This is a genomic window from Solitalea lacus (assembly GCF_022014595.1).
Classification (GTDB): domain Bacteria; phylum Bacteroidota; class Bacteroidia; order Sphingobacteriales; family Sphingobacteriaceae; genus Solitalea; species Solitalea lacus.
In genome coordinates this window covers 411,301-437,100 of the sequence record NZ_CP091740.1, presented here as the reverse complement: position 1 = coordinate 437,100, position 25,800 = coordinate 411,301, and the positions used below count along the sequence as shown (strand labels likewise).

Below are 25,800 nucleotides of genomic sequence, written 5' to 3'. Positions count from 1 at the left end.
TTAATGAAAATAGTCTCTATCTTTGCAGTCATTAATGAAAGCTTATATTCAGTAGCATTCGATGATAAAACAACCGATGAATTCAGTGACTTATTTAACAATTGGAACGATGTTGAATATTTGAATGATTTTTTCGAAAAACATCAAACTGACTTAAAAAGTGGCTTTTATAAAGATATATATGATGATATATCCATTGAGCAGGCAATCCAGATTACCCTGGATGAAGCTGAAGAATTAGAAAATACCATAAAATCAATTGCGTCCTCAGGTTCATCATCATTACAAAGTATTTTCAAACCATTAGACAACGGAGCGTATAAAATAACCCCTCTTCAAAAAAGTAAAGCAACAGGTTTAAATAGGAAAAGTTGGCTCAGAATTTATGCTATACGTATAGGTCCTAATATGTTTGTTGTTAGTGGAGGGGCAATTAAGCTGACAGAAACGATGGACAATAGAGAACATCTACAAGTAGAATTGAGAAAGTTAGAAATGTTAAAAAACTATTTAACTGAAAAAGGTGTTCTCGACCAAGATGATTATGAACTACTAGAACTATAAGGCTATGGCAGTAGATAATTTAAAAGAAAAACTAGCGGGATTAGTTTCAAAAGAGCCATCTCAATGGGTCGCTGATGTACAATACCGCGAAGAGAACAAAAGTTGGTTAAAGCGTTCACAAGCAATTGCGATAATGATCACCAAAACGCTTCGCGAACAAAGAAAATCACAGCTCGATTTAGCCAATGCAATGGGTGTATCTCCTCAGCAGGTAAATAAAATAGTTAAAGGCAAAGAGAATTTAACCCTTGAAACCATTGCTAAAATAGAACAAGCTTTAAATATTGAATTAATTTCAGTTCCTAAATACACAATCTCTAAAGTTTATACGCCAGAACAATTTGTAAGAACTGAAATTATGAAGATAGAACAATTCTATCAGGCTAAAAGTGATTTCTCTGAATTACAATCTTTTGATACAGAACTTACTTCAACTACACTTTTTAAAATGGCTTGTTAATGGTAGAGAAAAAAGAAATTGGTTTTATCCTTCAACACATAGCAACCAAACAATTTGCGATGCTGGAAGTAACTGTTCAAACAACAGAAGAAGTAAAACTAGAGACAGCGTTAAACTTTGGTATTGATAAAGAAAATCAAACAATTGGTTTGTTTGCCAAATTTGCATTTGAAATAAAGAGTAAACCTTTTCTTCTAATAGAAATACTTTGTCAATTTAAGATTCATCCCCAAGCATGGGAATCTTTTAAAAACAAAGAAACATCAGCCATTGTAGTTCCAAAGAATTTCATGACACATTTAGCGATGATAACAGTTGGAACAGCAAGAGGTGTTTTACACGCAAAAACAGAAAATACACCGTATAATAATTTTATTCTTCCAACAATTGATGTTACAGAAATCATAAAAGAGGATATTGTTTTCAAAGAAGAAATAAAAGAATCTAAATAATTATTAATGCTATTAAGATAAAAGGTCAATCATATTGGCCTTTTGTTGTATAATAGCAACCGCAAATTACTAGCATCTACTTTAAACATTTATCAATATAAAATGGGAAAACAACCTGAACAAGAGTTAGAAGATAACTTAGTGAAGCAATTGGTTGCATTAGGACATCGTTTCGTTGCTATTAATGATGAAGCTGCTTTACTGGCTAATCTAAAATCCCAATTAGAAAAACACAATAACACTACCTTATCAGCCAATGAGTTTGAGAAAGTTGTAAACCATCTTAACAAAGGCAATGTATTTGAGCGGGCCAAAGTATTGAGAGACAAAATGCAGTTCACTAAAGACAATGCTGAAACCGCTTATATAGAGTTTATCAATCAGGAGCATTGGTGCAAAAACGAGTTTCAGGTTACACAACAGGTTAGCATGGAAGGGCCCTACAAAAACCGTTATGATGTAACTATCCTCATTAACGGTTTACCGCTGGTGCAAATAGAACTTAAACGTCGCGGCTTGGAGCTTAAAGAAGCCTTTAATCAGGTTAATCGTTACCACCGTCATTCATTCGGGACTTCCAATGGCTTATTTCAGTTCGTACAACTCTTTGTCATTAGTAATGGGGTAAACACGAAGTATTATGCCAATAACCGCTTTCAATCTTTTAAGCAAACGTTCTACTGGTCGGATCACTTCAATAAAAACATTACCCAATTAGAGGAGTTTAGCAAGGTTTTCTTAGAACCTTGCCATGTGGCCAAAATGATCACTAAGTACATCGTATTAAATGAAACCGAAAAAATACTGATGATACTCCGCCCCTATCAATATTATGCTACCGAAGCATTGATAGACAGAGTAAAAAACAGCACCAAAAACGGCTATATATGGCATACAACAGGATCAGGTAAAACGCTTACTTCTTTTAAAGCCAGCCAAATTTTAATGCACTTGCCGCAGGTGCATAAAGTGGTTTTTGTGGTCGATCGTAAAGATTTAGATTATCAAACTACGAAGGAATTCAACAGCTTCTCTAAAGGTAGTATTGACGGAACTGATGATACACATGCCTTAGTAAAACAGTTTTCAGATTCAACCAAACTCATTGTCACTACCATTCAAAAACTAAATTCGGCTATTAGTAAGCAACGCTTTTTAGAGCGTATGGAAAAGCTGCAAGAAAAACGCATCGTCTTTATTTTTGATGAATGTCACCGCAGCCAGTTTGGCGACACGCATACCCGTATCAAATCTTTTTTCAATAATCATCAACTATTTGGGTTTACCGGAACTCCAATTTTTGCCGAAAATGCAGTAGCAAATGAAAAAGGAAAACGCACTACCAAAGAATTATTTGATGAATGCCTGCATAAATATGTAATTACCGATGCCATTAAAGACGAAAATGTGCTGAAGTTTTCAGTTGAATACGTGGGTCGGTACCGGGAGAAAGAAGGCAGTCAAACAGAAATAGATATTGAAGTTGAGGACATTGATACGCAGGAACTTTTAGAAAGCCCGCAACGATTAGGCAAAATTGCCGATTATATTATTGCGCAGCACCCCCGCAAAACACATAGCAAAGAGTTTACGGCTATGTTTTGCGTAAGCAGCGTTGATACACTGATAAAATATTACGACATCTTTAAGTCTAAGAAAGACAATGGTGAGCATTCTTTAAAAATCGCTACTATATTCTCATATGGAGTGAATGAAGATGATAAAGATGCTACAGGTTTTATTCCTGAGTTTGAGTTTATGGCAGCCGAACCGCAAGCCCTTTATCAATTAAATACCCACAGCCGCGATAAACTGGAAGCATACATTGGCGATTACAATAAGCTATTTAATACCAAATTCTCCACTAAAGACAGTCAATCTTTCTATAACTATTATAATGATATAGCTAAGCGTGTTAAAGAACGTCAGATTGATGTTTTGCTGGTTGTAAACATGTTTTTAACAGGTTTCGACAGCAAGACATTGAATACGCTGTATGTCGATAAAAACCTTAAATACCACGGTTTAATTCAGGCATTTTCACGCACTAACCGCATACTTAACGAGCAAAAATCTCAAGGTAATATTGTTTGTTTCCGTAATTTAAAAAGGGCTACTGATGATGCCATTGCTCTATTTTCCAATAAGGACGCCAAGGACATTATCCTGATGGAACCGTATGAAGATTACGTTACAAAGTTCAATCAGGCATTTGATGCGCTTATAAAAATTGCCCCAACTGTTAACAGTGTGGATGATTTAGCGAGTGAAGTGGAAGAATTAGAGTTCATAAAAGCGTTTAGAGAGTTAATGCGCTTAAAGAACGTCCTAAGCACTTTCGCCGACTTTAGCTTTGACCAGTTAGCCATGACCGAACAAAATTTTGAGGATTATAAAAGCAAGTACCTCGATTTGTATGACAAGGTTAAAAATGAAAATGCCAAAGAAAAAGTTTCAATTTTAGAGGATGTAGATTTTGAATTGGAACTTATTCATCGTGATGAAATAAACGTTGCCTATATACTTCAATTACTGGCAAAGTTAAAAGACAGCAGCCCGGAAGAGCAAACCAAGCAGCGAAAAGCCATTATCGACATACTGTCGGGAGAAGTTCAGCTTCGTAGCAAAAAAGAACTGATTGAAAAGTTCATCCTCGAAAATATACCTCATATAGAAGATGCGGAAGATATTCCTCAGTTTTTTGATGATTTCTGGGATGCAGAGAAGGTAAAAGCCTTCAACGCCTTATGTGCAGAAGAAAACCTAATGCCCGAAAAGCTGCAGGAAGTAATCGGTAATTATTTATTCACCGAACGAAAACCCCTACGCGATGATGTATTTGAAATACTCCAGGAAAAACCCAAACTCCTCGAACGCAAAAAAATCATCGAAAGAGTCCTATCCAAAATCATCAACTATGTAAATACATTTATTGATGGAGTTGATCGGTCGGCGTAATTATTAACTATACAATTAAAAATATCACTACCAATGCAAAAACAACAAATTGAAGAGCTCTTACAAAAACTTAAAAAATTAAACTGGTTATGGTGGCTTGTCGGCCTATTGGGCTTCATTACAATAATAATAACCGCGATTTTTATTTACTCGGTATCAGCTGAGTTTACTTGGGGGCTCACCGGTAATTCAAAATGGACAGAAACTGGTCAAATAGGCGACTTCTTTGGAGGAGTCATTGGCACTTTAGTCTCAACAATGGGGTTCATATTTGTTTACCTTAGTTTCAAGCAACAAGCTGAAACATTAGTCAGCCAGCAAAATGCTATTGAAAAACAGGATAAACAATTTGAAAAGTCACAGATTGAAAATCGGTTTATTGAATTGATAAAACTTCATAAAGAAAACTTATATGATATTGTTTATGAAGTCGATAATGTAATTAAGAAAGACCGAAAAGCAATTGATTTTATATATAGCCAGGTTGAGGCTTGTTATAAAGAAGTAGCTCCATTTTTCAAGAATTGTGATATTCACTTAATATTCCAAAGTGAATATTTTAATAAAACTGCTTCCATTAACTTAAAAAGAACAGGTTTTGACCTTATTAGATTAGCACATATTGACATTGCTTATTCCATCGTATTTTTTGGAACATCATATGAGGATTTAAGTGCATTATGTAAATTATTTGAAAATAAATATCAAAGCGATTTTATTTCAAAAATTGCGTCGTTTATAAGCCTAAAACCTTATAATAAGAATTTGTTAAGACATTGGAGCGAAATCAAGAAAGATCCTTCTCAAACTCTTGAAGAGTTACATCTAATTAATTCAGGTAGAGTTTCCATATCAGATATACTTTTTGGTTTAGAAGAAACAACTCCCATCCAAGACTTGCTAAATGAAAAGCCGTACCGAAAATTCTACGGTGGTCATCAATATAAACTAGGCCATTATTTTCGTCATCTTTTTCAAACGGTTAAGTATATAAATGACCAAGAAAATCTAACATACGGTGAGAAGTATAATTACATCAAAACACTAAGGGCGCAGCTTTCAACAATTGAGCAATATTTAATTTTCTTTAATTCATTATCATTTATGGGAAGAGCATGGGAGCTGGAGTATGTTAATAAGGATGCTTCAGATTACGAAATCAACAAATGGTTAATGACAAAGTATAATTTCATTAAAAATCTACCTGATTTATTTTTGCTTAATGAGATTAATATTAAGCAGTACTATCCGGAAATTCACTTTGAATTTGAAAATGAACCAACTGAAAGGGAAGGGTTAAAACTTAAATTTCATTAATAAATAAAGTTCATTCTATAAAAACATAATTTCTTAGTATAAAAACAATTTACCGTGGCAAAAAAGAAAAAAAGATTAGAAGTAGTGACCGTAACACTCCGTGTGAATGATTATCGCGAATTTACATTTGCTGATTTCTTAATGGATCCCGAAATATCAGAGCGTGATATTAAGCTATCTGATAGATACGTAAGATTGAAATACCTTGAAGATTGTGGAGACTACATCGTTGGATTGGTCCAGACAACAAAAATGCAATCAACACCGCCTAAAAATAATGTAACAACTGGGGTGCTTTCACCATTAGGTTTAACTAATGTAGAAGGTCTTGCCTATCCTAATGTTTTTTTGTTTGAAAAACATCGCGGAATTCTGTTATATGAAATTAGCAAAGAAGGAACCTACCTAAATCAGTTTGAAGACGTGATTTATAGGTTATCAAACGACACATGGTATAAGCCATTTGATATCAATTTTAAAACTGTTTACAATGTAGATAGCCTCGAAAAATTGCTTTCAATGGGCGAGAAAAAAACACTTGAAATTGAAGTTGCTAACCCTGATTATTTAATACGTAAATCAGAAAATGAAGGCAAAGCGGTTGGAGAAGTTCTAAAACCAGGTAAAGATTTAGGTGCGGACAATTTTAAAATTATTGCCAGTGTGGGTGCAAGAACCTCGCATGTTTTGAATGGAGGATTTATAAATAGTGTTCTTTCTGGTTTTCAAAAGCTAATCCCTCAATCTGACGGCGCTGTTAAACATATAAAATTAAAAGGGTACACTACCGAAAACAAAGATTCATTAACTGAAGTAGACTTGGTGATTGATACCATGAAATTATATATTAAAGTTAATGAGCGGAAAAATATGGCGGATTTACAGCCAACTGAGCGCAAACAAGAAATTCAAAGTGCTTACAGGTCTGCGATTCCAGATTTTGATTTATACTTTAATAAATTAGAACATGCAAAACTCGAATAAATCTGATCGATATTATTTAGAAAAGTATGGTCCACTTCTTCTTTCTACAGTTATTACAGTATCCACTGCCTATTTTCAATTGTATAAAAAAATGGATTTGGAAAAGCTTTTAGATAAATCAATTGATTTTTCGGCCATCTGTTTTGGGTTTCTAATCGCAGTACTAACGCTTATTCTTCAAAGCGATAGTTCTTCTGTTAAAAAACTTAAAGAATTTAACAAGTTCAATGATTTAATAAAATACAACAAAATAGCGGTGTTACTATCTGCAATCGTTTCTGTAGCGGCAATATTGTTACTCTCAACAAAAGGTATGATTGAATCTTTTTGTTTAGTTAAAACTATACTATATAACTTGTTAATATTTCTTCTATCGTGGCAAGTAATCGAGGTTTTTAAATTTTTAAGACTATTTTACCTTATTATTTTAAGTGCAAAATAATTTTAAAAAGATATATTAGTTAAAGAAAATCCGGCACCCCGCCGGAATGTTTTTCATAGGTAGATATGTCCTGCTCATTTAGTTGAGTAGGCTTTTTATTTGTGGCAAACACCTTAAATCTCAATTCTAACTTTTTATATCAAAAAATTCCCAACTAGAAAGTCTACTGTCCTTTAATATCCACTGCTCCACTAATACCTTTATTTTTTATTACAAAAGTGAAATAATGTTTACAAAAATCGCATTCATTTAATGCCGAATTTTAGCTTAACACGCATTGTTGTTCTGCTTACAATAGCGTCCACGATGTTCCCAAAGAAATTCCCCAGCTCACACTCATTTGCCCAACGAGTGCGTTTGATTCTGCATTCAGTCTGTAACTCCGAATGGTAAAATATTATTTCCTAGCTGTTTAGATCAAGAGATAGTTAATCCAACATCTTTTAAGTTCTTTTGTGGTGTCATAAAGCACGTTAAGACAAATACTTCTACTTTTAGTTGATTTAATTTAATCAGCTATATATGTCCTCCATTCAACTCAGTCGCCAAGAACTTTATGAATTAGTATGGTCTAAACCACTATCCACAATTTGTAAAGAATATCCTTTAACTCCCGTTCAATTGCAGAAAATATGTAAAAAAATGGCGATCCCATTACCTCCCAATGGTCATTGGATCAAATTAAAACATGGTAAAGTATCACCCAAAGCTGAACTTCCAAATGGTTATGAAGGAGAGGACACCATCAACCTGCAGACCACTGATATTGATCCACTCGTTAAAGACATTCTTGAAACACCAGGTTTCACATTAAAAGTACCCAACAAATTAATCAATCCAGATCAGCTAATTTTGGAGGCTCAACATTCATTTTCAGAAAAACCATCCCCCTATCAATCGAGTCCAAATCAAGGTACAGGCCCGCACTGTATAGATATTCGAGCAACCCCTAAAAATGCTAATAGAGCATTAAGAATCATGAATACGCTAATAGGTAACTTTAAAGCAAGAGGATTTACAATAGAAGTCCGAAATGGATTTACCTATGTAACCAAAAGAAATGTCAGTCAAAAAATTCACCTCCGTGAGACCAACAAAAAAGTACCAACAAACGACAAATGGAACCCTTACCGCTTGGAGCCTACTGGAGTTTTAGCGTTTAGTATTGATGATTATAGAAACGCCGTTTGGCAGGACGGACAAACCTTACTAGAAGATAAGTTGCTCAAAATTTTTGTTCGGTTGGAAGAAAAAGTCAGCGAATTAAATGAAACATGGAGAAAAAACAGAAAGTATTTCGCAGCCTTGGAAGAAATAAAACGATTAGAACAAGAACAATTAAGACTAAAACAAAAAGAAATCAGTGACTTTAAGGATTTATTAGATCAGGCCCGACGTTGGAAAGAATCAATCCTAATTCGTGAATATATAAATGCCCTTGAGAAAACTGAGAATCCTTCCACCGATAAAAACTGGTTCCAATGGGCACTCCAAAAAGCAGATTGGTATGATCCACTTATCAATGCAGAAGACGTGTTGCTCAAAGAAGTAAATAAAAACACATTAAGTTTCCCTGATAATAATAAGCCTTAGTACTCAAATCAACTATCTACTACTTAAGCCTCAGTTCTCCGAGGTCTGCCGAAGGGAGACCTTGGAGTTCAAATAAAACGGAAGACTTTGTTTGGCCGATATGTCACATCCTGAAAAAGTTTACAGGTTTAGATTAAGCCTGTTATGTGTTGCCAGCCTGCAGTTTTCCATCCGGTTATCATTGGTTAAACTCGTTTTCTGAAATATTTTGAGAACTAAAAGTATTCATAGTATTAGTTGCAATTACGTCAAGTTGAAGTTGAAAACTTGGAACCCTATAACCATCAGAAGTGTTTTGCAGGTTAAAGTTCATAATATCATTTCCTTTCTCATACATTGGGTTTCTCAAGAATTTACCCACACATTTTCCTTTTTCGACTTTTGAGAACCAATCCTTGCCATAAGCAATTTTTAAATAATAAGTCCCCTCTGGTATGTTACGTATTTTGTATGTTGAGCCACTATTTATGAAAACATAGCGAACACATTTATCTGTTCGCAAGTTCATCACTTTTATTGCAACATCAGTTCCACCACCCACCTGTACTTCAAGATAATTATCAATTTTACTTTTCTTTGGAATAAAATTGTAGCAAGATGGGAGTTGCCCATTATTTACATCTTTTTCTTCCCAACCCTCGGCACGAAGTTTTCCTTTTTCTTGTTGAAGTTTTTGTTCAGGTGTCGATTCATACACATGGTTTGAACTTGAAATAGGTGGTGGTATTGATCCCTGATTGCCTCCCACAAATGTATTGTTCAAATCACCGTCAGATGGTCGGTTATCTGACACTGTCGAGTTTGAAGAATTTGAACCATAATTCAAAACAACATAGAACAAACTGATTGCTGCAATAACTACAAGGCCTTTGAAACGTGGTATCCAAATATTCCTATATTTATGATGTTTGGTGAAAGTGTAAATTTGTTGAATAGTGTTGTTGTCCGCCCCTGCAAGGGTTGCAAGTTTAGGAGCAAGCTTTTCTACATATTGATAATCAAGGCTTTTAAGACAAATTGTTACCTTGTTAATAATTTGATTGTTAGTCTTGATATCTCCACATGTAAGTAGAAAGCTAATAGTGTTGGTCGAAAGTAGGTCGTTTAATGAATTATAAAGTGCCGCTTGATTTATTCTTCCTTTGTCAACGTCACTTATCTTTTTCCTGACATCTTCAAATGCAGAAAGAATCAATTGCGGTGTTATCACTGGCTCTTGTTTCGGTTTAGCTTGTTGGTTTTGATAGTTTGCAGTCTGCTGACTCTTTTTATATTTCCAATTATAGCTTTCCCTTTCTTCAGGTGATGATAGGATAGAATATGCCTCAGTTATTTTTTTAAAAAAGTCTTCAGAGTTTTTATCACCAGGATTTCGGTCAGGATGATACTTTAAAGCAAGCTGTCGATATGATTTCTTAATTTCGTCTGTTGTAGCATTAGGTAAAACTCCTAGCAGTTTATAGTAATCTGTCATTGCCAGTTAATTGTTTATAACAAAAATTAGTACAACGAATATAAGTATTGGTTGTTTAATTAAACTGATGATTAAGTATTTGTGATTAGTTCACTTAAATAAAACTTGTCTTGCCGATAGGTTAAAACCACCCCACGGCAGGTTCATAGGCATTCCTCAATCGTCGCCAGCAATGGGTACGCCAGCCTATAAAGTAACAATTCACATTAACACTTTATACCCTTCGGGTGCCTGGTGGCAGGCTGTCATACCCATTGCTTTCGGCTCCTCATTCGTCATAGCAGCTCCCTCCGTGCTGGTAGCCGCTTCATTCCGTTTAGCCTCGTGCCTCGGCTCACTGCATTCAGCCGCTACCATCCCGGCCGCTGCTCGTGTTTAGGCTCGGCTGCTAAGTCGGTCAGGCTGCGCAAACCGCCCTCGTACCTCGGGCTGCTGTTTGCTCCCACCATTCCCTCCACTCGCAAGCGGCTCGCGGCACAAGGCCAACGCACGCTCAAGGCTGTTTTACCTGCGCTAGCCAACCGCACCTGCTACCTATTGCTTAAACTTTAGCTAATTAATTTTTTAGTAATTTGATAAATAAGAAACATTAGTATTTAGATATGAAATAAATGAACTTTTTAATTTAGCAAACCATACAAAGTTCGTTTAGCAATCGTTACCAGCAAGGCTAAACGAACGCACAATCCGACATTTCGAAAATACATGGGAACAATAAAAAGTAATGAACAGTGGGTTCAAGAAGCAATAAAAATTCATGGTAATAAATATTGCTATGGTAAGGTTGTCTATATGGGTAATAACGAAAAAATATGTATAATATGCCCAGAACATGGAGAGTTTTGGCAGACACCCAGTAATCATTTATCCGGCAAGGAATGTTTGAAATGTTCTTATGAAAAGAGAGGCAAAAAACTAACAAGTACAAATCATAGATTTATAGAAAAAGCCAAAAAAGTACATAATGACAAATACGATTACTCCAAATTGGTATATGTAAATGCAAAAACCAAAGTTTGTATCTCTTGTCCTAAACACGGTGAATTTTATCAATTACCATCAAAGCATTTGACTGGAAATACGTGTCCAAAATGTGCTGATGAAATGAGAAACATAAACAATACCAAAACAAGTAACGAATTCATTGAAGAATCTAAAATCATACATGGAAATACGTATTGTTATGATAAAGTGGAATATATAAATGCTAAAACTAATGTTTGTATAATCTGCGAAAAACACGGTGAGTTCTTATGCTCTCCAAATAATCATTTAAGAGGAAAAGGTTGTCCAAAATGTGTTGGTAAAAATAAAACCACAGAAGAGTGGATTGTAGAAGCTAAACAAATACACGGAGATAAATACAACTATTTTAAAGTTGATTATAAAAAATGTGACACGAAAGTATGCATTAATTGCTTTGAACACGGAGATTTTTGGCAAGTAGCTCAATATCACTTGAGTGGTAATGGTTGCCCAGCCTGTAAACAAAGTAAATTAGAAAACGAAACTTCAACAATTTTGAATAAATTAAATGTAAAATATGAAAGACAATACAAACCTTTATTTTTAAAAAATGGTAAAGGGCAACAATCATTAGACTTTTATCTTCTCGATTATAATATTGCTATTGAATGTCAAGGTGAACAGCATTTTAAACCTATTGATTTTGCAGGAAAAGGTGAAAAATGGATGAATCAATTATTTGAAAAAAATAAAAAAAGTGATGACAGAAAACTCAAAAAATGTGTATCCGCCCGACGAACCCCGTCTTTTAAAGTTCAGTTAATTTCTTAAAGTTCTGGGGATAGAGGTCCCGGATATTCTTGTGGTTGATGGTCATGATGTTTTCCAGTGCGTATTTTAACCACCCGAAAGGATTGACCTCATTTTTCTTGCAGATGGCAAAGAACGAATAGATCATCCCCGCCCGCGCAGCAGCCTCATGCGTTCCTGCAAACAAAAAGTTTTTGCGTCCCAAAGCGATGGGGCGTATGGCATTCTCGATGGCATTATTGTCGATCTGCAGGCTGCCATCCTGGAGATACACGCTGAGCTTATCCCATCGTGCCATGGCATAGCGCATCGCCTTTCCAATCTGGCTTTTGGGCAAGGTGTTTTTTACCTCGGCGAAGATCCATTTACCGAGCTCGTTGAGTACCGGAAGTGCTTCATCCAGACGTAATTGCTTGCGTTGATCGGCCGGCAGCTGTGCTTCTTTAGCTTTGCGCTCCACCGCGTAGAGCTGCTGGATCAACTCGAGTGCTTTAGCGGCCCTGACCTTATCGTTTTCCAGTGCCCGTTCAAATTCCCTTCGGGCATGCGCCCAGCAGGCTACCGGGATGACCTCGGGCCGCTGGCCTATTTTTTCGTATACGCCGTAGCCATCACTTTGGAGATACCCCTTAAAGTGCGCCAGCATTTCTTTGGTAGCTACTGCACCGCGAGTAGGCTGATAGTCCATCAGGACCAGTCCGTCCAGTGGAGCATGATACACCCAATACCAGCCCAGGTGACAAGCTCCTTTCTTATCACTTTCTAGCACCTTGATGGTCGTTTCATCGACCTGCAAATAACCCTTGGCTTTGATGTCGAACTTGAGTTGCTCAAAGAGCGGTTCGAGTCGTTCCAGCCCTTGTTTGACCCAGCCTTCGAGCGTAGAGGAGGCAATGGGGATGTTTTCCCGGGCAAACCGCTGCTTTTGTCGGTACAGCGGCAAGTGATCCACATATTTATCGGTCAGGATCATGGCCAGCAGGCCTGCGCCCGGAATGCCCTTGTCGATTACTCGTTCGGGAAGCTCTCCGGTGGTGACCCCTTCACCGCTTTTGGCAGCATATTTATAGCGGATATAACGGCGGATGAAGAACCGGGCAGGTTCACACTCCAGCTCTTCAGTAACTTCTTTGCCGATGCATACCATTTCCGACAGATCACCCTGGGGATAGATCTCCACTTCCTCTACCGGTAAATGAGCCGGAAGGGCGGCGCGGCCTTTATGGGCAGACTGTCTTTTACGGGTATAGGTAATCTGTTCTTTGATGGTTTCTTCCTGAAGGGCCACTTCTTCTGCCGGAGCTTCAAATGGCAACACACCTTGTGCGGGATCGCCTTCGAAGCGTTCACGCTTCTGACCGAATTGCATTCGCTTGAAAAGCTCAACCTGCTGTTTAAGGTAGTCGACCTCTTCCTGAAGGGAAGAGTTGATTTTTTGGTAGGATTCAATGGCGGCATCTCTCCTTTCAATGGAGGTATCTTTCTCCTTCAAAAGAGCAATCAGGTTCTCTTTTGAGAGGTTTTCCAGTGCCATATCCATGACGTGAAAATAAGCAAAAAACCGCATTTGGGCAAATAAAAAGGCACTTTTTTATACTTGGTAGCGGCGTAACTGTCGACTCTTTTGCACCTCGACCCCTTCGATCATCAGCACCAGATCCGCCCAGCTCAGCTGCCCTTTGGACGATGCCGGGAAGGTCCCCTCTTCCAGGCGCTTATAGTACAACACAAAGCCTCCGTGTTCCCAATGCAGCAGCTTGATATGGGTGCGCTGCCGGTTTAGAAAGACGAAGACGTCCCCACTGGTAGCATTCCCCTTGAGCTCCGAAGCAACCAAGCCACACAAGCCGTCGAATGATTTGCGCATATCGCAGTGTCCCTGGTACAGCAAATACCGATGAGAAGAGTTCAGGCTAAACATCAGTAGAGGCGGATCAGTTCAGCAAGGAGATGCACAGGAGCGGAACTTGCGTTAAGCCGTACGCCATTAGGATAGATGATCTCAAGGGTTGCTGAGACCGCTTCAGTTGGGGGAGTGATGGCAATAAAACCTGTTTCAGTCCTTGCTTTACATCGTGCCACCCAGTTGGCAAACGTAGTTCGCTTTACCCCGATCATTTCACAATAAGCTTGCTGGGTTAACCCGCTTTCTTTCCATTGCTGCACGGCTAGGCGCATTTGCTCTATTTTTTTCATCCAACAAAGAAAAGATACCAGGAGGAAACTGTAAAGATGGGGTTGGTCGGGTGCTTACAAAAATGTTTAGCTAATGATATAAAAATGATTTATGTTATAGACAATGAAGAATATCGTAAAAACAAATATCATTTTGATATTGCAGAACCCTTTTCAGGTAATGTGAGTTATGAAGTTATACATATAAATCATTTTGAGAATCACATAAATCGTTTAGGAGAAATAGCTCGTTTTTTCGGAATAGAAATGATGAAGAACGGTGATTAACAGCCTGACCTACAAAAGCCCTGCTGGTAACACGGGTTTTGCGTCAGGCGGGCTGACGTGCAAACTTAGAACTTTGTGCTTCTAATGAACTTTTGTAATTAATTGGACTTTTATGCTTCGATAACCCGCCCGAACGCAAAGCCCCAAAACGTTAGAAGTAATCCATCCTATTTCAGAGGAATTGACTCCTTGGGCTAACGTAAAGGTCTATCACAATCTGGGCAAATTCATTAAATTAGGAAAGCTCTTTGCAAGGCCGTTTTAAAAAGTGTCGCTATAAAGCACGGGCGCAATCCTGGTTGAGATGTTTGCCATGACTTCATTGGTGGCCCTCCATAAAAGAGGGACCCCGTTCAGAATATTTTCTTAGCCAAAAGCACATCTCCAAAGAGTTTCTAAACTGTTAACACATGGAACAGGAATCGATTCCAATGGAAGTGGTCAATGCTCATGCGGCAGGAGTCGACGTGGGCAGCCGGTCGCACTGGGTGGCTGTGGGACAACAGCCGGAAGAGGTCAGGGAATTTGGGGTGTATAACCAGGATCTCTTTGCCATGGCCCAGTGGCTCGGGGAGAAAAAAGTCAAAACAGTAGCGATGGAAAGTACAGGCACCTATTGGCAAAACCTTTATGCCGTACTCATAGCCAAAGGCTTTCAGGTCGTGTTGTGCAACGGAAAATTCACCAAGAACATTAAAGGGAAAAAGACGGATGTAAAAGATTGCCAGTGGATCCAGAAGCTGCACACGCTGGGCTTGTTAAACAGCAGCTTTTTACCCGATGAAGCGACCGAGCAACTGCGCACCTACTGTCGTCACCGATCCAACTTACTTCATCAGGCGGCCTCTACCTCCAAAAAAATGCAGAAATACCTTCGATTGCTCAACTTGCGACTGGATGTGGTGGTCAATGACATTTGCGGACTTACCGGCTTAAGCATCATTCGAGCCATTTGCCAAGGTGAATCCAATCCGCAAAAGCTAGCTTCCCTGCGACATGGCAACTGCCGAAAAAGTGAACACGAACTTGCCCTGGCCCTGCAAAGCAACGGCAGAGCCGATTACCTCTTTGCCTTGCAGCAGGAACTGGAGACTTATGATTACCTGCAGGAGAAGGTGCTGCAATGTGACGTAAAAATAGGCGAGCAGCTTGAAAAGATTATTGGCAATGACCCCAATAAAAACCAGCATCAACTCCCCCCTAAAATCTATAAACGCATTAATAAAAACAGCCCAAAAGACATTGACTTGAATCTGAAGTCCTATCAAATGTTCGAGGGAGTGGATTTACTGGCCATCGAAGGAATGAGTTATTCAACGGTACTTTCCTTAATGAGCGAAGTTGGTTTAGCAGGCATTCGGAAGTTTGGCAATGCCAAGCAATTTGCCAGCTGGTTGCGCCTGGCGCCCAACAACAAGGTGAGCGGGGGGAAGGTACTCTCAAGCAAAGTGCCCAAGGGAAGTAACCGGCTAAAAATAGCCTTGCGAAATGCAGCCAATGCCATTGGCAACCTGAAAGACTCCACACCCTTAAGGGATTTTTTTCAACGGATCAGTTTCCGAAAGGGACGTGTGTCGGCCATCAGCGCTACTGCCAGAAAGCTGGCCGTGATTATCTGGAACTTACTGATTAAAGGAGCCACTTACATTAACCCAGCAGGTTACCTGTTTTTGGATCAGAAAAGAAAACTGGGCATGGTGAAACGGATTCGGAAACAAATTGATAAATTCGGCCTGACTAATGAAGAATTGGGCTTTAATAGCCTTTAAAACATCTTTTCTTGAAACGTTAGTCAGAATGCTATAACGACACCAAAAACCTGAATAGACAAGCAAATAAGACACATTTACAATGACTGACGGAGATAAAAAAAGACGAGCCATTTTTGATAAGTTTGCCGACAACTTAAAACTGTTGATTGACATTGGCATTCTGCAAGGAATTACTCCAAAGTATGACAGGACATATATCTGTCCAATTTGTAAAGACCATTTTTCAGTTGACGCATTAAATCAAAGCATAGTAAACCCTCTGACTTTAGAAGATGCTCCACCGAAATCACTTGGTGGTAAAGCAAATATTTTGACTTGCAAGACATGTAACAATTCTTGCGGACAAAAAATTGATTACCATTTGACAGAAAGAATGAGAGAACTTGACCATTCTCAATTTTTGCCTAAAACCGTGTTCAATGCAAAGTTTGAGCAAAACGGAATGGTTGTTCAAGGCACAATTAGAATCGAGGAAGACGGAACAATTACAGCAATTCACAAAAACAAAACAAACCAACCGTCTAAACTTGCTACATTTATTAAATCAATTCTTCCGAACAGAATTATAAACTTGATTTTTTTGAAAAAACAAGTTGACCCATTTAGATTGCAATTGGCATTACTTAAATCAGGTTTCTTACTAACTTTTTCCAAGTATGGTTATGCATTTATTCTTAATGAATCTTATGATCGTATTAGACAGCAGTTAAGAAATCCTGACGAACAAATTTATCCGACAGAATTTTGGTTTCAACCACCGTATCCAAGAGAAATTTATGGTGTTCCATTTATTATTGAGCAAGGACTTGAGGCAATCTTACCTATTTTTCCATTGACAACTATCAGTTGTGAAAGACCTTTCGCCACAATAATCCCCTTGGCATTTAAACCAGTTGAAGAAACGATTGCAGAACTTAAAAACCGATTCAAACAGACAAGTCAATTCGTAGTGACAATGGATCCCATGGGACCGGACACCGACTACTTGACAAATGTAGAAGCAATAACTAAAATGATGAATTGGATTGATGGAAAAACAAACAATAAAAATCATTCAGTATAACCGTCTTAAAGTGACATCACACGATCTAGAGTGAAGCTCATATGCCTAACAGTAGATTTGCAATAGGTGTGGTTTCGTATTTAGCAGACAGTTTTGAGGTGCCCGTAAGTTTTATGTTCTGCATAAAAAATTGTGGCAAGAATCCCGCCAATCCCAAACCATCAAACCGTTAGCGGTCATTCTAAGGACAACCTGTGTAGCTATTAAACAACCGACAAAAAATGAATATAAAAACAGTTTCTATAAAACATTTCAGAGGTATTGAGGACTTACCTCCATTCCACTTGAAAAATCTATCGATGTTGGTTGGCAACAACGGTACCTCAAAAACTTCAATTTTAGAAGCTATTAACTTTGCATTATCTCCAAGTTTTTTGTCAGGAAGAATTAAACACACGGACTTTTTTAAAGGACAAGAACACCCAATAGAAATAACTTTAGAATTTCAGACACCTTTCAAAGTAATGCTTCCTGACGGTTTTCAAAAGCAAGAAGTTGATTGCAACAAAGTCTATTTGAAAGTAAAAAAGCGTGACAGAGCTGGTAATGGTAAGGCATTTTCAGACATAGTAGTGGTTGAACATTACGTTGTCCCTGTTGCACCTCGTACCACTGATAAGGGTTGGGAGATAGATAGAAAAAATCGATCAAAGTTTAAGTTTGATCACAGGCTTTTGACCTATCCAGTTGAAACAGAAGGACTTCCGAGAAGTTATTACTACGGAAAAAATCGTGAGAAGCAAATTCAAAAAGGCTTTAACTCATCCATCTCATCCGTTTATGACGATTTTAATTGGCGTTTTATAAAAGAAGTTAGAAAAGAAAATGAGGTAACATTTGATGTTACCACGCCAGACTTTTTTGCTAGAAAACAAGCTATTGAAAATGAAATAATCCAAAAAATTGACGAAAAGGCAATTGAAAAAACATTCAATAGTTTAAACAAAAAACTGGACGATTTAGGGATTGCAAATATTGGAATTTCATTCTTTGACGGAAATGCACCATTTGACACGGCATACCTTAATCAAAAACTCGAAGGATTAGAAATTCCTGTTACACAACTTGGTTCAGGAATCGAAATGATAATTTCACTTTTATTTCTTGAAACTTTAGCCTCTTTATCAAAAGAAAACTTCATTGTAATTATTGACGAACCTGAATTGCATTTGCATCCGACACTACAAAACAAGTTTATAGCTTATCTGATCGGGCTTTCTGCGAATAATCAGGTTTTACTATCAACTCACTCACCTTACTTTTTCAAAAATAGTATCACAAATCAAAATATTGAATTGCTAATTTCAAGTAAGGACACTGGGGAAGTGATTGTTGAAAATACAGGAGCAAACTTTGGTCTATTTCCGTGGAGCCCATCTTGGGGTGAAATAAATTATCAAGCATATAATTTACCGTATCCGCCCGACGAACCCCGTCTTTTAAAGTTCAGTTAATTTCTTAAAGTTCTGGGGATAGAGGTCCCGGATATTCTTGTGGTTGATGGTCATGATGTTTTCCAGTGCGTATTTTAACCACCCGAAAGGATTGACCTCATTTTTCTTGCAGATGGCAAAGAACGAATAGATCATCCCCGCCCGCGCAGCAGCCTCATGCGTTCCTGCAAACAAAAAGTTTTTGCGTCCCAAAGCGATGGGGCGTATGGCATTCTCGATGGCATTATTGTCGATCTGCAGGCTGCCATCCTGGAGATACACGCTGAGCTTATCCCATCGTGCCATGGCATAGCGCATCGCCTTTCCAATCTGGCTTTTGGGCAAGGTGTTTTTTACCTCGGCGAAGATCCATTTACCGAGCTCGTTGAGTACCGGAAGTGCTTCATCCAGACGTAATTGCTTGCGTTGATCGGCCGGCAGCTGTGCTTCTTTAGCTTTGCGCTCCACCGCGTAGAGCTGCTGGATCAACTCGAGTGCTTTAGCGGCCCTGACCTTATCGTTTTCCAGTGCCCGTTCAAATTCCCTTCGGGCATGCGCCCAGCAGGCTACCGGGATGACCTCGGGCCGCTGGCCTATTTTTTCGTATACGCCGTAGCCATCACTTTGGAGATACCCCTTAAAGTGCGCCAGCATTTCTTTGGTAGCTACTGCACCGCGAGTAGGCTGATAGTCCATCAGGACCAGTCCGTCCAGTGGAGCATGATACACCCAATACCAGCCCAGGTGACAAGCTCCTTTCTTATCACTTTCTAGCACCTTGATGGTCGTTTCATCGACCTGCAAATAACCCTTGGCTTTGATGTCGAACTTGAGTTGCTCAAAGAGCGGTTCGAGTCGTTCCAGCCCTTGTTTGACCCAGCCTTCGAGCGTAGAGGAGGCAATGGGGATGTTTTCCCGGGCAAACCGCTGCTTTTGTCGGTACAGCGGCAAGTGATCCACATATTTATCGGTCAGGATCATGGCCAGCAGGCCTGCGCCCGGAATGCCCTTGTCGATTACTCGTTCGGGAAGCTCTCCGGTGGTGACCCCTTCACCGCTTTTGGCAGCATATTTATAGCGGATATAACGGCGGATGAAGAACCGGGCAGGTTCACACTCCAGCTCTTCAGTAACTTCTTTGCCGATGCATACCATTTCCGACAGATCACCCTGGGGATAGATCTCCACTTCCTCTACCGGTAAATGAGCCGGAAGGGCGGCGCGGCCTTTATGGGCAGACTGGCTTTTACGGGTATAGGTAATCTGTTCTTTGATGGTTTCTTCCTGAAGGGCCACTGCTTCTGCCGGAGCTTCAAATGGCAACACACCTTGTGCGGGATCGCCTTCGAAGCGTTCACGCTTCTGACCGAATTGCATTCGCTTGAAAAGCTCAACCTGCTGTTTAAGGTAGTCGACCTCTTCCTGAAGGGAAGAGTTGATTTTTTGGTAGGATTCAATGGCGGCATCTCTCCTTTCAATGGAGGTATCTTTCTCCTTCAAAAGAGCAATCAGGTTCTCTTTTGAGAGGTTTTCCAGTGCCATATCCATGACGTGAAAATAAGCAAAAAACCGCGTTTAGGCAAATAAAAAGGCACTTTTTTATACTTGGTAGCGGCGTAACTGTCGACTCTTTTGCACCTCGACCCCTTCGATCATCAGCACCAGATCCGCCCAGCTCAGCTGCCCTTTGGACGATGCCGGGAAGGTCCCCTCTTCCAGGCGCTTATAGTACAACACAAAGCCTCCGTGTTCCCAATGCAGCAGCTTGATATGGGTGCGCTGCCGGTTTAGAAAGACGAAGACGTCCCCACTGGTAGCATTCCCCTTGAGCTCCGAAGCAACCAAGCCACACAAGCCGTCGAATGATTTGCGCATATCGCAGTGTCCCTGGTACAGCAAATACCGATGAGAAGAGTTCAGGCTAAACATCAGTAGAGGCGGATCAGTTCAGCAAGGAGATGCACAGGAGCGGAACTTGCGTTAAGCCGTACGCCATTAGGATAGATGATCTCAAGGGTTGCTGAGACCGCTTCAGTTGGGGGAGTGATGGCAATAAAACCTGTTTCAGTCCTTGCTTTACATCGTGCCACCCAGTTGGCAAACGTAGTTCGCTTTACCCCGATCATTTCACAATAAGCTTGCTGGGTTAACCCGCTTTCTTTCCATTGCTGCACGGCTAGGCGCATTTGCTCTATTTTTTTCATCCAACAAAGAAAAGATACCAGGAGGAAACTGTAAAGATGGGGTTGGTCGGATGCTTACAATTTACCGACAATTGAATTCCATAATGAACTATATGGCTATTTGCAAGAGGCTAATGCTGTTTCATCGGAGAAAGCAGTTGAAGCCTATTTTTTAGGCAAAGGTCAGATAAAAACTAAACAGTGGAAACGACTACAAAATGGACAAGTGGGAAATCCTTATGACGTAACACTTATGACCTACATTCGAAATACCATTCATCATCCTGACAATACTATCAATTTGCCATACACGGAAACAGAATTGGACAGCTCTATTAAAACAATGATTACCATTTTACAAACTCCATAGAAAGACAGATGAAAAAGAAAGAACCCCTAACAGCGGTTTTGTGCAATACGGGGTGATGTTGTAACCGGATATGATCACCATTTAATTATCTTTACTATCAGCCGTGGGTTGTGTGCTCCGAAAACCCGCAGTGGAACAAAGCTGCGCCCGACCTACTTTAAATTCATTCAGCCCGTCAACAGAGTTATTGCCCAAAAATAAAAGATACATCAAAGTTAAGGGGCTTACTCAGCCCCCTTTCTTATACCCTCCAAAAGACTTCTATATAACCATTAAGCGACGACCTCTTTCAGCACCTACTTTATTGAAGTCCATGGTCATGCATTTAATGAGGTCGGAGTTGAAAATGGAGACATTTTGGTTATCGAACTATCAAGAACAGGTATGGATGGCAATCTTGTTGCCTTTGTATTAGATAATGAATTAGCAGTGCGCAACTTAACAAGCAAGTAGATTGGATGTATCTCACTACATCCAATCCCAGGGTCAAACCCATAAAACTATCCCCTGCATTGAATATTCAATATCAAGGGAATGCAAAGAGATTGAATATATATAGCGAAACGAAAGGTGAATATATAAGTTGGGAGATGTTTAACCTATGTTGTTTTAAAGCACAAAAAGAATAAAACAAAGTTTATTAAGAATTTTCTAATCTTTTTTACCTTTCAACAACTCCACTTTTTCTCTTTCGCTTTGCAATAGCCTCTCATACAATTCAACAACTTTATCTAATGGATTAAAAGTTGGATTGTAAAAAACTGAAGCAGCCTGATCATGATTATTCACAGTATTGGCAATGATGTTGATTACAGCTTCATCACTAAAGTTTTTAATGCCTTCTACAGGAACGCCTAAAACCTTTGCGATTTTTTCTAATGTAGCCTCTTCAACTTCTTCGCTTTGTTCAATTTTTGATATCGTTTGTTGACTCACGCCTAATTCAAGAGCTAGTGCTTCTTGTTTCATTCCACGAAATTCACGGATTCGGCTAATCTTACGTCCAATATGGGATTTGTATGTAGATGTTGATGCTTCCATACTTTCAAATATATTAACTTTTAACTTAAGTAAGAAACAACTTTATGGTTGTAAAATACAACCCATAGTGGTTCGCTACAGTCTTTTCCTCACTGAACTTTGATCACATCACCTCTAAAACACTTTTATTATGAAAAAGCATTTTAGTTTCGTTTGCAGTGACCAAGATAAAGCATTGCAAATCCTGATTAAAGCCCTTGTTGAAAAATATAAACCAGAACGGATTCTTTGTTTTGGCAGGGTTCGATCAAGCAATCAAAGCTCTAGTTGTTTTCTAGCTTCATGCGATCAGTCGACTTATCATTATTTCTTATTAATGATTACATCTGAAAGCACCCGAATTGAACACCAGGTTCAGGACTTTGTGAATTATCACTTCACTGCTGGAAAAATCACTATTCTGTCTCATGGAAGAGAAACGATTCATGAAGCCGTATTAAAGAACAGTCGTTTCTTTTCTACTGTTTCAAGCCAAGGTTGTTTACTGTATGCATCTGATGGATTGTTTCATCCTACTATTGCTCCTGAACTGAATCCTATACAAACCTTTGAAAAAGCGAAGAAGCATTATGAACATCGTTTCCCTATGGCAAAAGGCTTTTTAAATGCTGCAATGGAAACATGGGATAGCGGCCATTACAATGTGGCAATTTTCATTCTGCATCAGGTAATGGAACAGTCATTAGCTGCTTTAATCCGTGTATACATTGCCTATCGTACCGATATTCATCATTTAGGAAGGCTACTCGACCTTTGCCGTTGTTTCTTAACGGAACCGGATGCCTTATTCCCCAGAAACACTAAAGAAGAACAACGTTTATTTATGCTGCTTAACAACAGCTATTCGGCAGCACGCTATAAGGATTCTTTCGATGTCAGCGGGCAGGATGCTACCCTGCTTTATGAAAAGGTAGGTGTGTTTTTAGAAAGTGTGGAACACCTTTGCAAAAATCAACTTGCTGCATTTGAAAAAGAGGCAAAGGAGCAAAAATCTATACTGGAAGAGACTAACTCCCTTTTAGAAATGGAGGTTTGTCATGGCTGAACGTAATAAAAAAATGCAGTGGGATTTCGATCTGGCGGAATTAACTGAACCTTATATCCTTTCTTTTGAGAACAATGATTTCACATTAACTCAAGAGGTGCTCAACAAGCATTCGGACTACCGACAAAATAACCGTCGTTATGTCTCCGTTTCTACCGAAGAACTGGCTTTTCAAGACGGCATCTTAAAAATTCGGGTAAGCATACATGGTGATACTGAAGAATTACTTTGCTTGAAAGTTACCCCAAAAGACTTATGGATATGGTGCAGCAAAATGGGCATTAACAATACACTGAGTCGTCATGCTTATTTTGGATTGAACAGTTACGTATTTATTGGCGGTGCTAACAGTTTCAAACCTTATTACTGGCCTGAGTTTTCTAAAGAAAAAAACAAGTTCCTCAACATCAGCAAAACATATTCAAGTTTCAACATTCAGGTAAAACCACAGTTTGGGCAGTTCTTTCGTCCCGGAGTTACTTTACTTAATGATCCAGAAGTTTACGATACAAACTTTCTTCCACCTGCTTCTGTACAATCTCATCTTGCAGGTGAAACGATTGTTGGGTACACTCTGGCCCATACCAGTCTGCGCTCTTATCACTCTCAGCATTATCCTTTTTTGATTCCCTTTTGCGGTAAGGCCAGTAAAGACCGTTCTTCTGTTGTAACGTTTGAAACGTATTTACAGCAACTGGCAAAAGAACCTGTTTTACTATATACCGATGAACAACAGGTATTAAATGCTTATTGCACTCAAATGCAAAAGATCGCATTGCTTAATCAAACTGTTGGGAATGATCTGGTGAAAGAAACTAAAGAAGAACAACTAGCCCGAAAAAAGTTGCTTTTTGGCTATTGGCAGGCCGTTTTGCCATTAATCATTAAACAGCGTTTTACTTACCGTCATTACTCTTATGGAATGAAAAACATAAAGGGTAAACCTCGTAAACTGGAAATGCTGGCTTGTAGCTTTTCTCACGAGGATCCAAGGCTTTCCTTTTATATGTATGATAAAGGTGATCATTACTTATTACGCTTGAAGATTAAAATAAACAACAGATATGCAGATTTGAATAACTTGCGTATTCCCTTCTTTCTGGCCGGCAACAAGAACTGCTTGTATTTACTATCATCATTGCTAGATGAAGAACTAATAGATTTGTTCCATCAGTCAGATTATAAGCTTTCCATTCTAAAAGAGCATTTCAAAGACTTTTACGAAACATATTTAGTCCATTTAAGTAATGCCTATCCATTGACCCTGGTAGGAGATCATGAGAAAAATGGAACCTCTATCCGAAATCATACTGTACTTTGTCAACAGCCTGTCCTTCATTTCTCAAGACAGGAAAACATGGTGTTCCTAGAGCCCTGCATGCGTTATGAAGATGGTACGGAATGTAATGTATTGCAAAACGGTACACTCTTTTTTAGAATGGAGGAGAATGGATTTCTTGTATCCCGGCGGGACCTAACGATTGAAAAGGTCTATAAAGAACTAATTGTTTCGTTGCATCCTGATTTTAAAATGCAGCAAGAGCATCAGATTCTTTCATTGCCATTTAATGCCGTCACTAAAAGTTGGATAAAAGGAGTATATAATCTGCTCGAAAAGCATGCAATAGAGATGACTGGTCTAGAAGAGTTATTGCCTACAGGAAATAAGCAAACAATCAATATTTATTAGTCTTCACTTTTCTTTAAATTAGTTATCGAGCTTTCTACTTCTTGCATAATGTTATCAGCCTGCTCACTCGTGTAGTTCTCATGCAGATAGTCAAGAAATTCGGCCTTTGTTTGATCTGTTTCCCATTCCATGACAGTAAGACTCAACAATGGCCATTTCTTTTTCTTCTGCATAAAGCCATATAAGGGTAAGTATGGTGGTGCGTAATAGAAAGAATTTTCAATCAGTTTATCATAAATAAGCTTGTTCAATGCTCTTTTCAGATCTCGGACCAAATCATACGACGTGGAAAACTTGCTTCCCTGACGTATAATTGAGCCTAATGCAGGCATTCCTTCATCGTGAAAAAAGATATACAAATAGTTGATAAAACCTTCTTCGGTAACATCACAAAGGTCTTTGCTGTAAAATGTATAATCCTCTTTGAATCGATCCAATGAGAAGTCAGCTTGGTTTTTGACAATAATAAACTCCATCAAGCTGTTTTCTTTTTCTATGATCTCTTCGATTGTCGGACCATGTATTTCCCCACTCATGAAAATACCGTAACGAGACTTGGAGAATAATTCAAAACAGGAGCTTTTAAAAAAGATAGTTTTCCGCTCATGAGTAAGCTGTACATACAAGGGATAGGTTGGCCTTCCGTGAAAGAAAACTTCTTTTAAACGGTCATTAAAATAGGCTTTGTAACTAATTTTATACGTCTTGCTCATTTTGCTT

At 38.8% G+C, this 25,800-nt stretch carries 27 protein-coding genes; 18 read left to right on the top strand and 9 right to left on the bottom strand.

Translation table 11 applies throughout. The features are described from left to right. Window positions 1-3: 3 nt before the first annotated feature. From L2B55_RS01880 to L2B55_RS01845, 8 genes are all read left to right on the top strand, one after another. Window positions 4-564 (top strand): hypothetical protein, encoded by a 561-nt coding sequence (locus tag L2B55_RS01880; protein ID WP_237848595.1) that lies wholly within the window; start codon window positions 4-6, stop codon window positions 562-564. 4 nt (window positions 565-568) lie between these two features. Continuing rightward, on the top strand, window positions 569-1,024 hold the full coding sequence (locus L2B55_RS01875) for a helix-turn-helix domain-containing protein (RefSeq protein WP_237848594.1): 456 nt from the start codon (window positions 569-571) through the stop codon (window positions 1,022-1,024). After that, window positions 1,024-1,476 (top strand): hypothetical protein, encoded by a 453-nt coding sequence (locus tag L2B55_RS01870; protein WP_237848593.1) that lies wholly within the window; start codon window positions 1,024-1,026, stop codon window positions 1,474-1,476. The genes L2B55_RS01875 and L2B55_RS01870 overlap by 1 nt, the downstream gene beginning before the upstream one ends. Window positions 1,477-1,578: 102 nt before the next feature. After that, the gene (locus L2B55_RS01865; protein ID WP_237848592.1) at window positions 1,579-4,434 is read left to right on the top strand and encodes a type I restriction endonuclease subunit R; all 2,856 of its coding nucleotides are present in this window, start codon (window positions 1,579-1,581) and stop codon (window positions 4,432-4,434) included. 33 nt (window positions 4,435-4,467) lie between these two features. Next, complete coding sequence (locus L2B55_RS01860; protein ID WP_237848591.1) at window positions 4,468-5,751, top strand: putative phage abortive infection protein; 1,284 nt, start codon at window positions 4,468-4,470, stop codon at window positions 5,749-5,751. Window positions 5,752-5,805: 54 nt separating this feature from the next. Further along, window positions 5,806-6,735: a DUF6731 family protein gene (locus L2B55_RS01855; RefSeq protein WP_237848590.1), complete on the top strand. Its 930-nt coding sequence runs from the start codon at window positions 5,806-5,808 to the stop codon at window positions 6,733-6,735. Then, entirely contained in the window at window positions 6,719-7,177 is a 459-nt protein-coding gene (locus L2B55_RS01850; protein ID WP_237848589.1) for a hypothetical protein, read from the top strand. The genes L2B55_RS01855 and L2B55_RS01850 overlap by 17 nt, the downstream gene beginning before the upstream one ends. Before the next feature lie 522 nt (window positions 7,178-7,699). Next, window positions 7,700-8,770 (top strand): hypothetical protein, encoded by a 1,071-nt coding sequence (locus L2B55_RS01845; protein WP_237848588.1) that lies wholly within the window; start codon window positions 7,700-7,702, stop codon window positions 8,768-8,770. Between the two features lie 178 nt (window positions 8,771-8,948). On the opposite strand, the gene L2B55_RS01840 is transcribed toward L2B55_RS01845, so the two are convergent. Then, window positions 8,949-10,244, bottom strand: a complete 1,296-nt coding sequence (locus L2B55_RS01840) for a J domain-containing protein (RefSeq protein ID WP_237848587.1) — start codon at window positions 10,242-10,244, stop codon at window positions 8,949-8,951. 172 nt (window positions 10,245-10,416) lie between these two features. Here L2B55_RS01840 and L2B55_RS01835 point away from each other — a divergent pair, with 172 nt between their 5' ends. Both L2B55_RS01835 and L2B55_RS01830 read left to right on the top strand, forming a co-directional pair. After that, a complete protein-coding gene (locus L2B55_RS01835; RefSeq protein ID WP_237848586.1) occupies window positions 10,417-10,623 on the top strand; it encodes a hypothetical protein in 207 nt (68 codons plus the stop codon). A gap of 326 nt (window positions 10,624-10,949) precedes the next feature. Then, window positions 10,950-12,041, top strand: coding sequence for a PDDEXK family nuclease (locus L2B55_RS01830; RefSeq protein WP_237848585.1), 1,092 nt, complete (start codon window positions 10,950-10,952; stop codon window positions 12,039-12,041). On the opposite strand, the gene tnpC (L2B55_RS01825) is transcribed toward L2B55_RS01830, so the two are convergent. The 3 genes from tnpC (L2B55_RS01825) to tnpA (L2B55_RS01815) are packed head-to-tail and all read right to left on the bottom strand — an operon-like array spanning window position 12,019 to window position 14,216. Next, a complete protein-coding gene (tnpC, locus tag L2B55_RS01825; protein ID WP_237845764.1) occupies window positions 12,019-13,560 on the bottom strand; it encodes an IS66 family transposase in 1,542 nt (513 codons plus the stop codon). The genes L2B55_RS01830 and tnpC (L2B55_RS01825) overlap by 23 nt on opposite strands. Window positions 13,561-13,611: 51 nt before the next feature. Then, entirely contained in the window at window positions 13,612-13,941 is a 330-nt protein-coding gene (gene tnpB / locus L2B55_RS01820) for an IS66 family insertion sequence element accessory protein TnpB (protein WP_255696433.1), read from the bottom strand. Further along, window positions 13,941-14,216 (bottom strand): IS66 family insertion sequence element accessory protein TnpA, encoded by a 276-nt coding sequence (gene tnpA / locus L2B55_RS01815; protein WP_237845749.1) that lies wholly within the window; start codon window positions 14,214-14,216, stop codon window positions 13,941-13,943. The genes tnpB (L2B55_RS01820) and tnpA (L2B55_RS01815) overlap by 1 nt, the downstream gene beginning before the upstream one ends. A 36-nt stretch (window positions 14,217-14,252) precedes the next feature. Here tnpA (L2B55_RS01815) and L2B55_RS01810 point away from each other — a divergent pair, with 36 nt between their 5' ends. From L2B55_RS01810 to L2B55_RS01795, 4 genes are all read left to right on the top strand, one after another. Next, on the top strand, window positions 14,253-14,483 hold the full coding sequence (locus L2B55_RS01810; RefSeq protein ID WP_237848584.1) for a hypothetical protein: 231 nt from the start codon (window positions 14,253-14,255) through the stop codon (window positions 14,481-14,483). A gap of 410 nt (window positions 14,484-14,893) precedes the next feature. Continuing rightward, window positions 14,894-16,252: an IS110 family RNA-guided transposase gene (locus L2B55_RS01805; RefSeq protein WP_237847101.1), complete on the top strand. Its 1,359-nt coding sequence runs from the start codon at window positions 14,894-14,896 to the stop codon at window positions 16,250-16,252. Between the two features lie 82 nt (window positions 16,253-16,334). Then, the gene (locus L2B55_RS01800) at window positions 16,335-17,318 is read left to right on the top strand and encodes an HNH endonuclease (RefSeq protein WP_237848583.1); all 984 of its coding nucleotides are present in this window, start codon (window positions 16,335-16,337) and stop codon (window positions 17,316-17,318) included. 221 nt (window positions 17,319-17,539) lie between these two features. Continuing rightward, entirely contained in the window at window positions 17,540-18,772 is a 1,233-nt protein-coding gene (locus L2B55_RS01795; protein ID WP_237848582.1) for an AAA family ATPase, read from the top strand. On the opposite strand, the gene tnpC (L2B55_RS01790) is transcribed toward L2B55_RS01795, so the two are convergent. From tnpC (L2B55_RS01790) to tnpA (L2B55_RS01780), 3 genes are read right to left on the bottom strand one after another with little or no spacing between them, the layout of a single operon-like run. Continuing rightward, window positions 18,758-20,299, bottom strand: coding sequence for an IS66 family transposase (gene tnpC / locus L2B55_RS01790; protein ID WP_237848581.1), 1,542 nt, complete (start codon window positions 20,297-20,299; stop codon window positions 18,758-18,760). The two genes, L2B55_RS01795 and tnpC (L2B55_RS01790), sit on opposite strands and share 15 nt — an antisense overlap. Window positions 20,300-20,350: 51 nt before the next feature. Beyond that, window positions 20,351-20,680, bottom strand: coding sequence for an IS66 family insertion sequence element accessory protein TnpB (gene tnpB, locus L2B55_RS01785; protein ID WP_255696433.1), 330 nt, complete (start codon window positions 20,678-20,680; stop codon window positions 20,351-20,353). Continuing rightward, a complete protein-coding gene (gene tnpA / locus L2B55_RS01780) occupies window positions 20,680-20,955 on the bottom strand; it encodes an IS66 family insertion sequence element accessory protein TnpA (RefSeq protein ID WP_237845749.1) in 276 nt (91 codons plus the stop codon). The genes tnpB (L2B55_RS01785) and tnpA (L2B55_RS01780) overlap by 1 nt, the downstream gene beginning before the upstream one ends. Window positions 20,956-21,055: 100 nt before the next feature. Here tnpA (L2B55_RS01780) and L2B55_RS01775 point away from each other — a divergent pair, with 100 nt between their 5' ends. Continuing rightward, entirely contained in the window at window positions 21,056-21,304 is a 249-nt protein-coding gene (locus L2B55_RS01775; protein WP_237848580.1) for a hypothetical protein, read from the top strand. A gap of 303 nt (window positions 21,305-21,607) precedes the next feature. Further along, on the top strand, window positions 21,608-21,757 hold the full coding sequence (locus tag L2B55_RS19015) for a S24/S26 family peptidase (protein ID WP_420854530.1): 150 nt from the start codon (window positions 21,608-21,610) through the stop codon (window positions 21,755-21,757). Window positions 21,758-21,955: 198 nt separating this feature from the next. On the opposite strand, the gene L2B55_RS01770 is transcribed toward L2B55_RS19015, so the two are convergent. Then, complete coding sequence (locus tag L2B55_RS01770) at window positions 21,956-22,345, bottom strand: helix-turn-helix domain-containing protein (RefSeq protein WP_237848579.1); 390 nt, start codon at window positions 22,343-22,345, stop codon at window positions 21,956-21,958. A 130-nt stretch (window positions 22,346-22,475) separates the two neighbouring features. Here L2B55_RS01770 and L2B55_RS01765 point away from each other — a divergent pair, with 130 nt between their 5' ends. Both L2B55_RS01765 and L2B55_RS01760 read left to right on the top strand, forming a co-directional pair. Further along, entirely contained in the window at window positions 22,476-23,390 is a 915-nt protein-coding gene (locus L2B55_RS01765; RefSeq protein ID WP_237848578.1) for a HEPN domain-containing protein, read from the top strand. Beyond that, the gene (locus L2B55_RS01760; protein ID WP_237848577.1) at window positions 23,383-25,080 is read left to right on the top strand and encodes a hypothetical protein; all 1,698 of its coding nucleotides are present in this window, start codon (window positions 23,383-23,385) and stop codon (window positions 25,078-25,080) included. Before L2B55_RS01765 ends, L2B55_RS01760 begins: the two co-directional genes overlap by 8 nt. Here L2B55_RS01760 and L2B55_RS01755 read toward each other — a convergent pair. Further along, the gene (locus tag L2B55_RS01755; protein WP_237848576.1) at window positions 25,077-25,793 is read right to left on the bottom strand and encodes a hypothetical protein; all 717 of its coding nucleotides are present in this window, start codon (window positions 25,791-25,793) and stop codon (window positions 25,077-25,079) included. The genes L2B55_RS01760 and L2B55_RS01755 overlap by 4 nt on opposite strands. Between the last annotated feature and the right edge of the window lie 7 nt (window positions 25,794-25,800).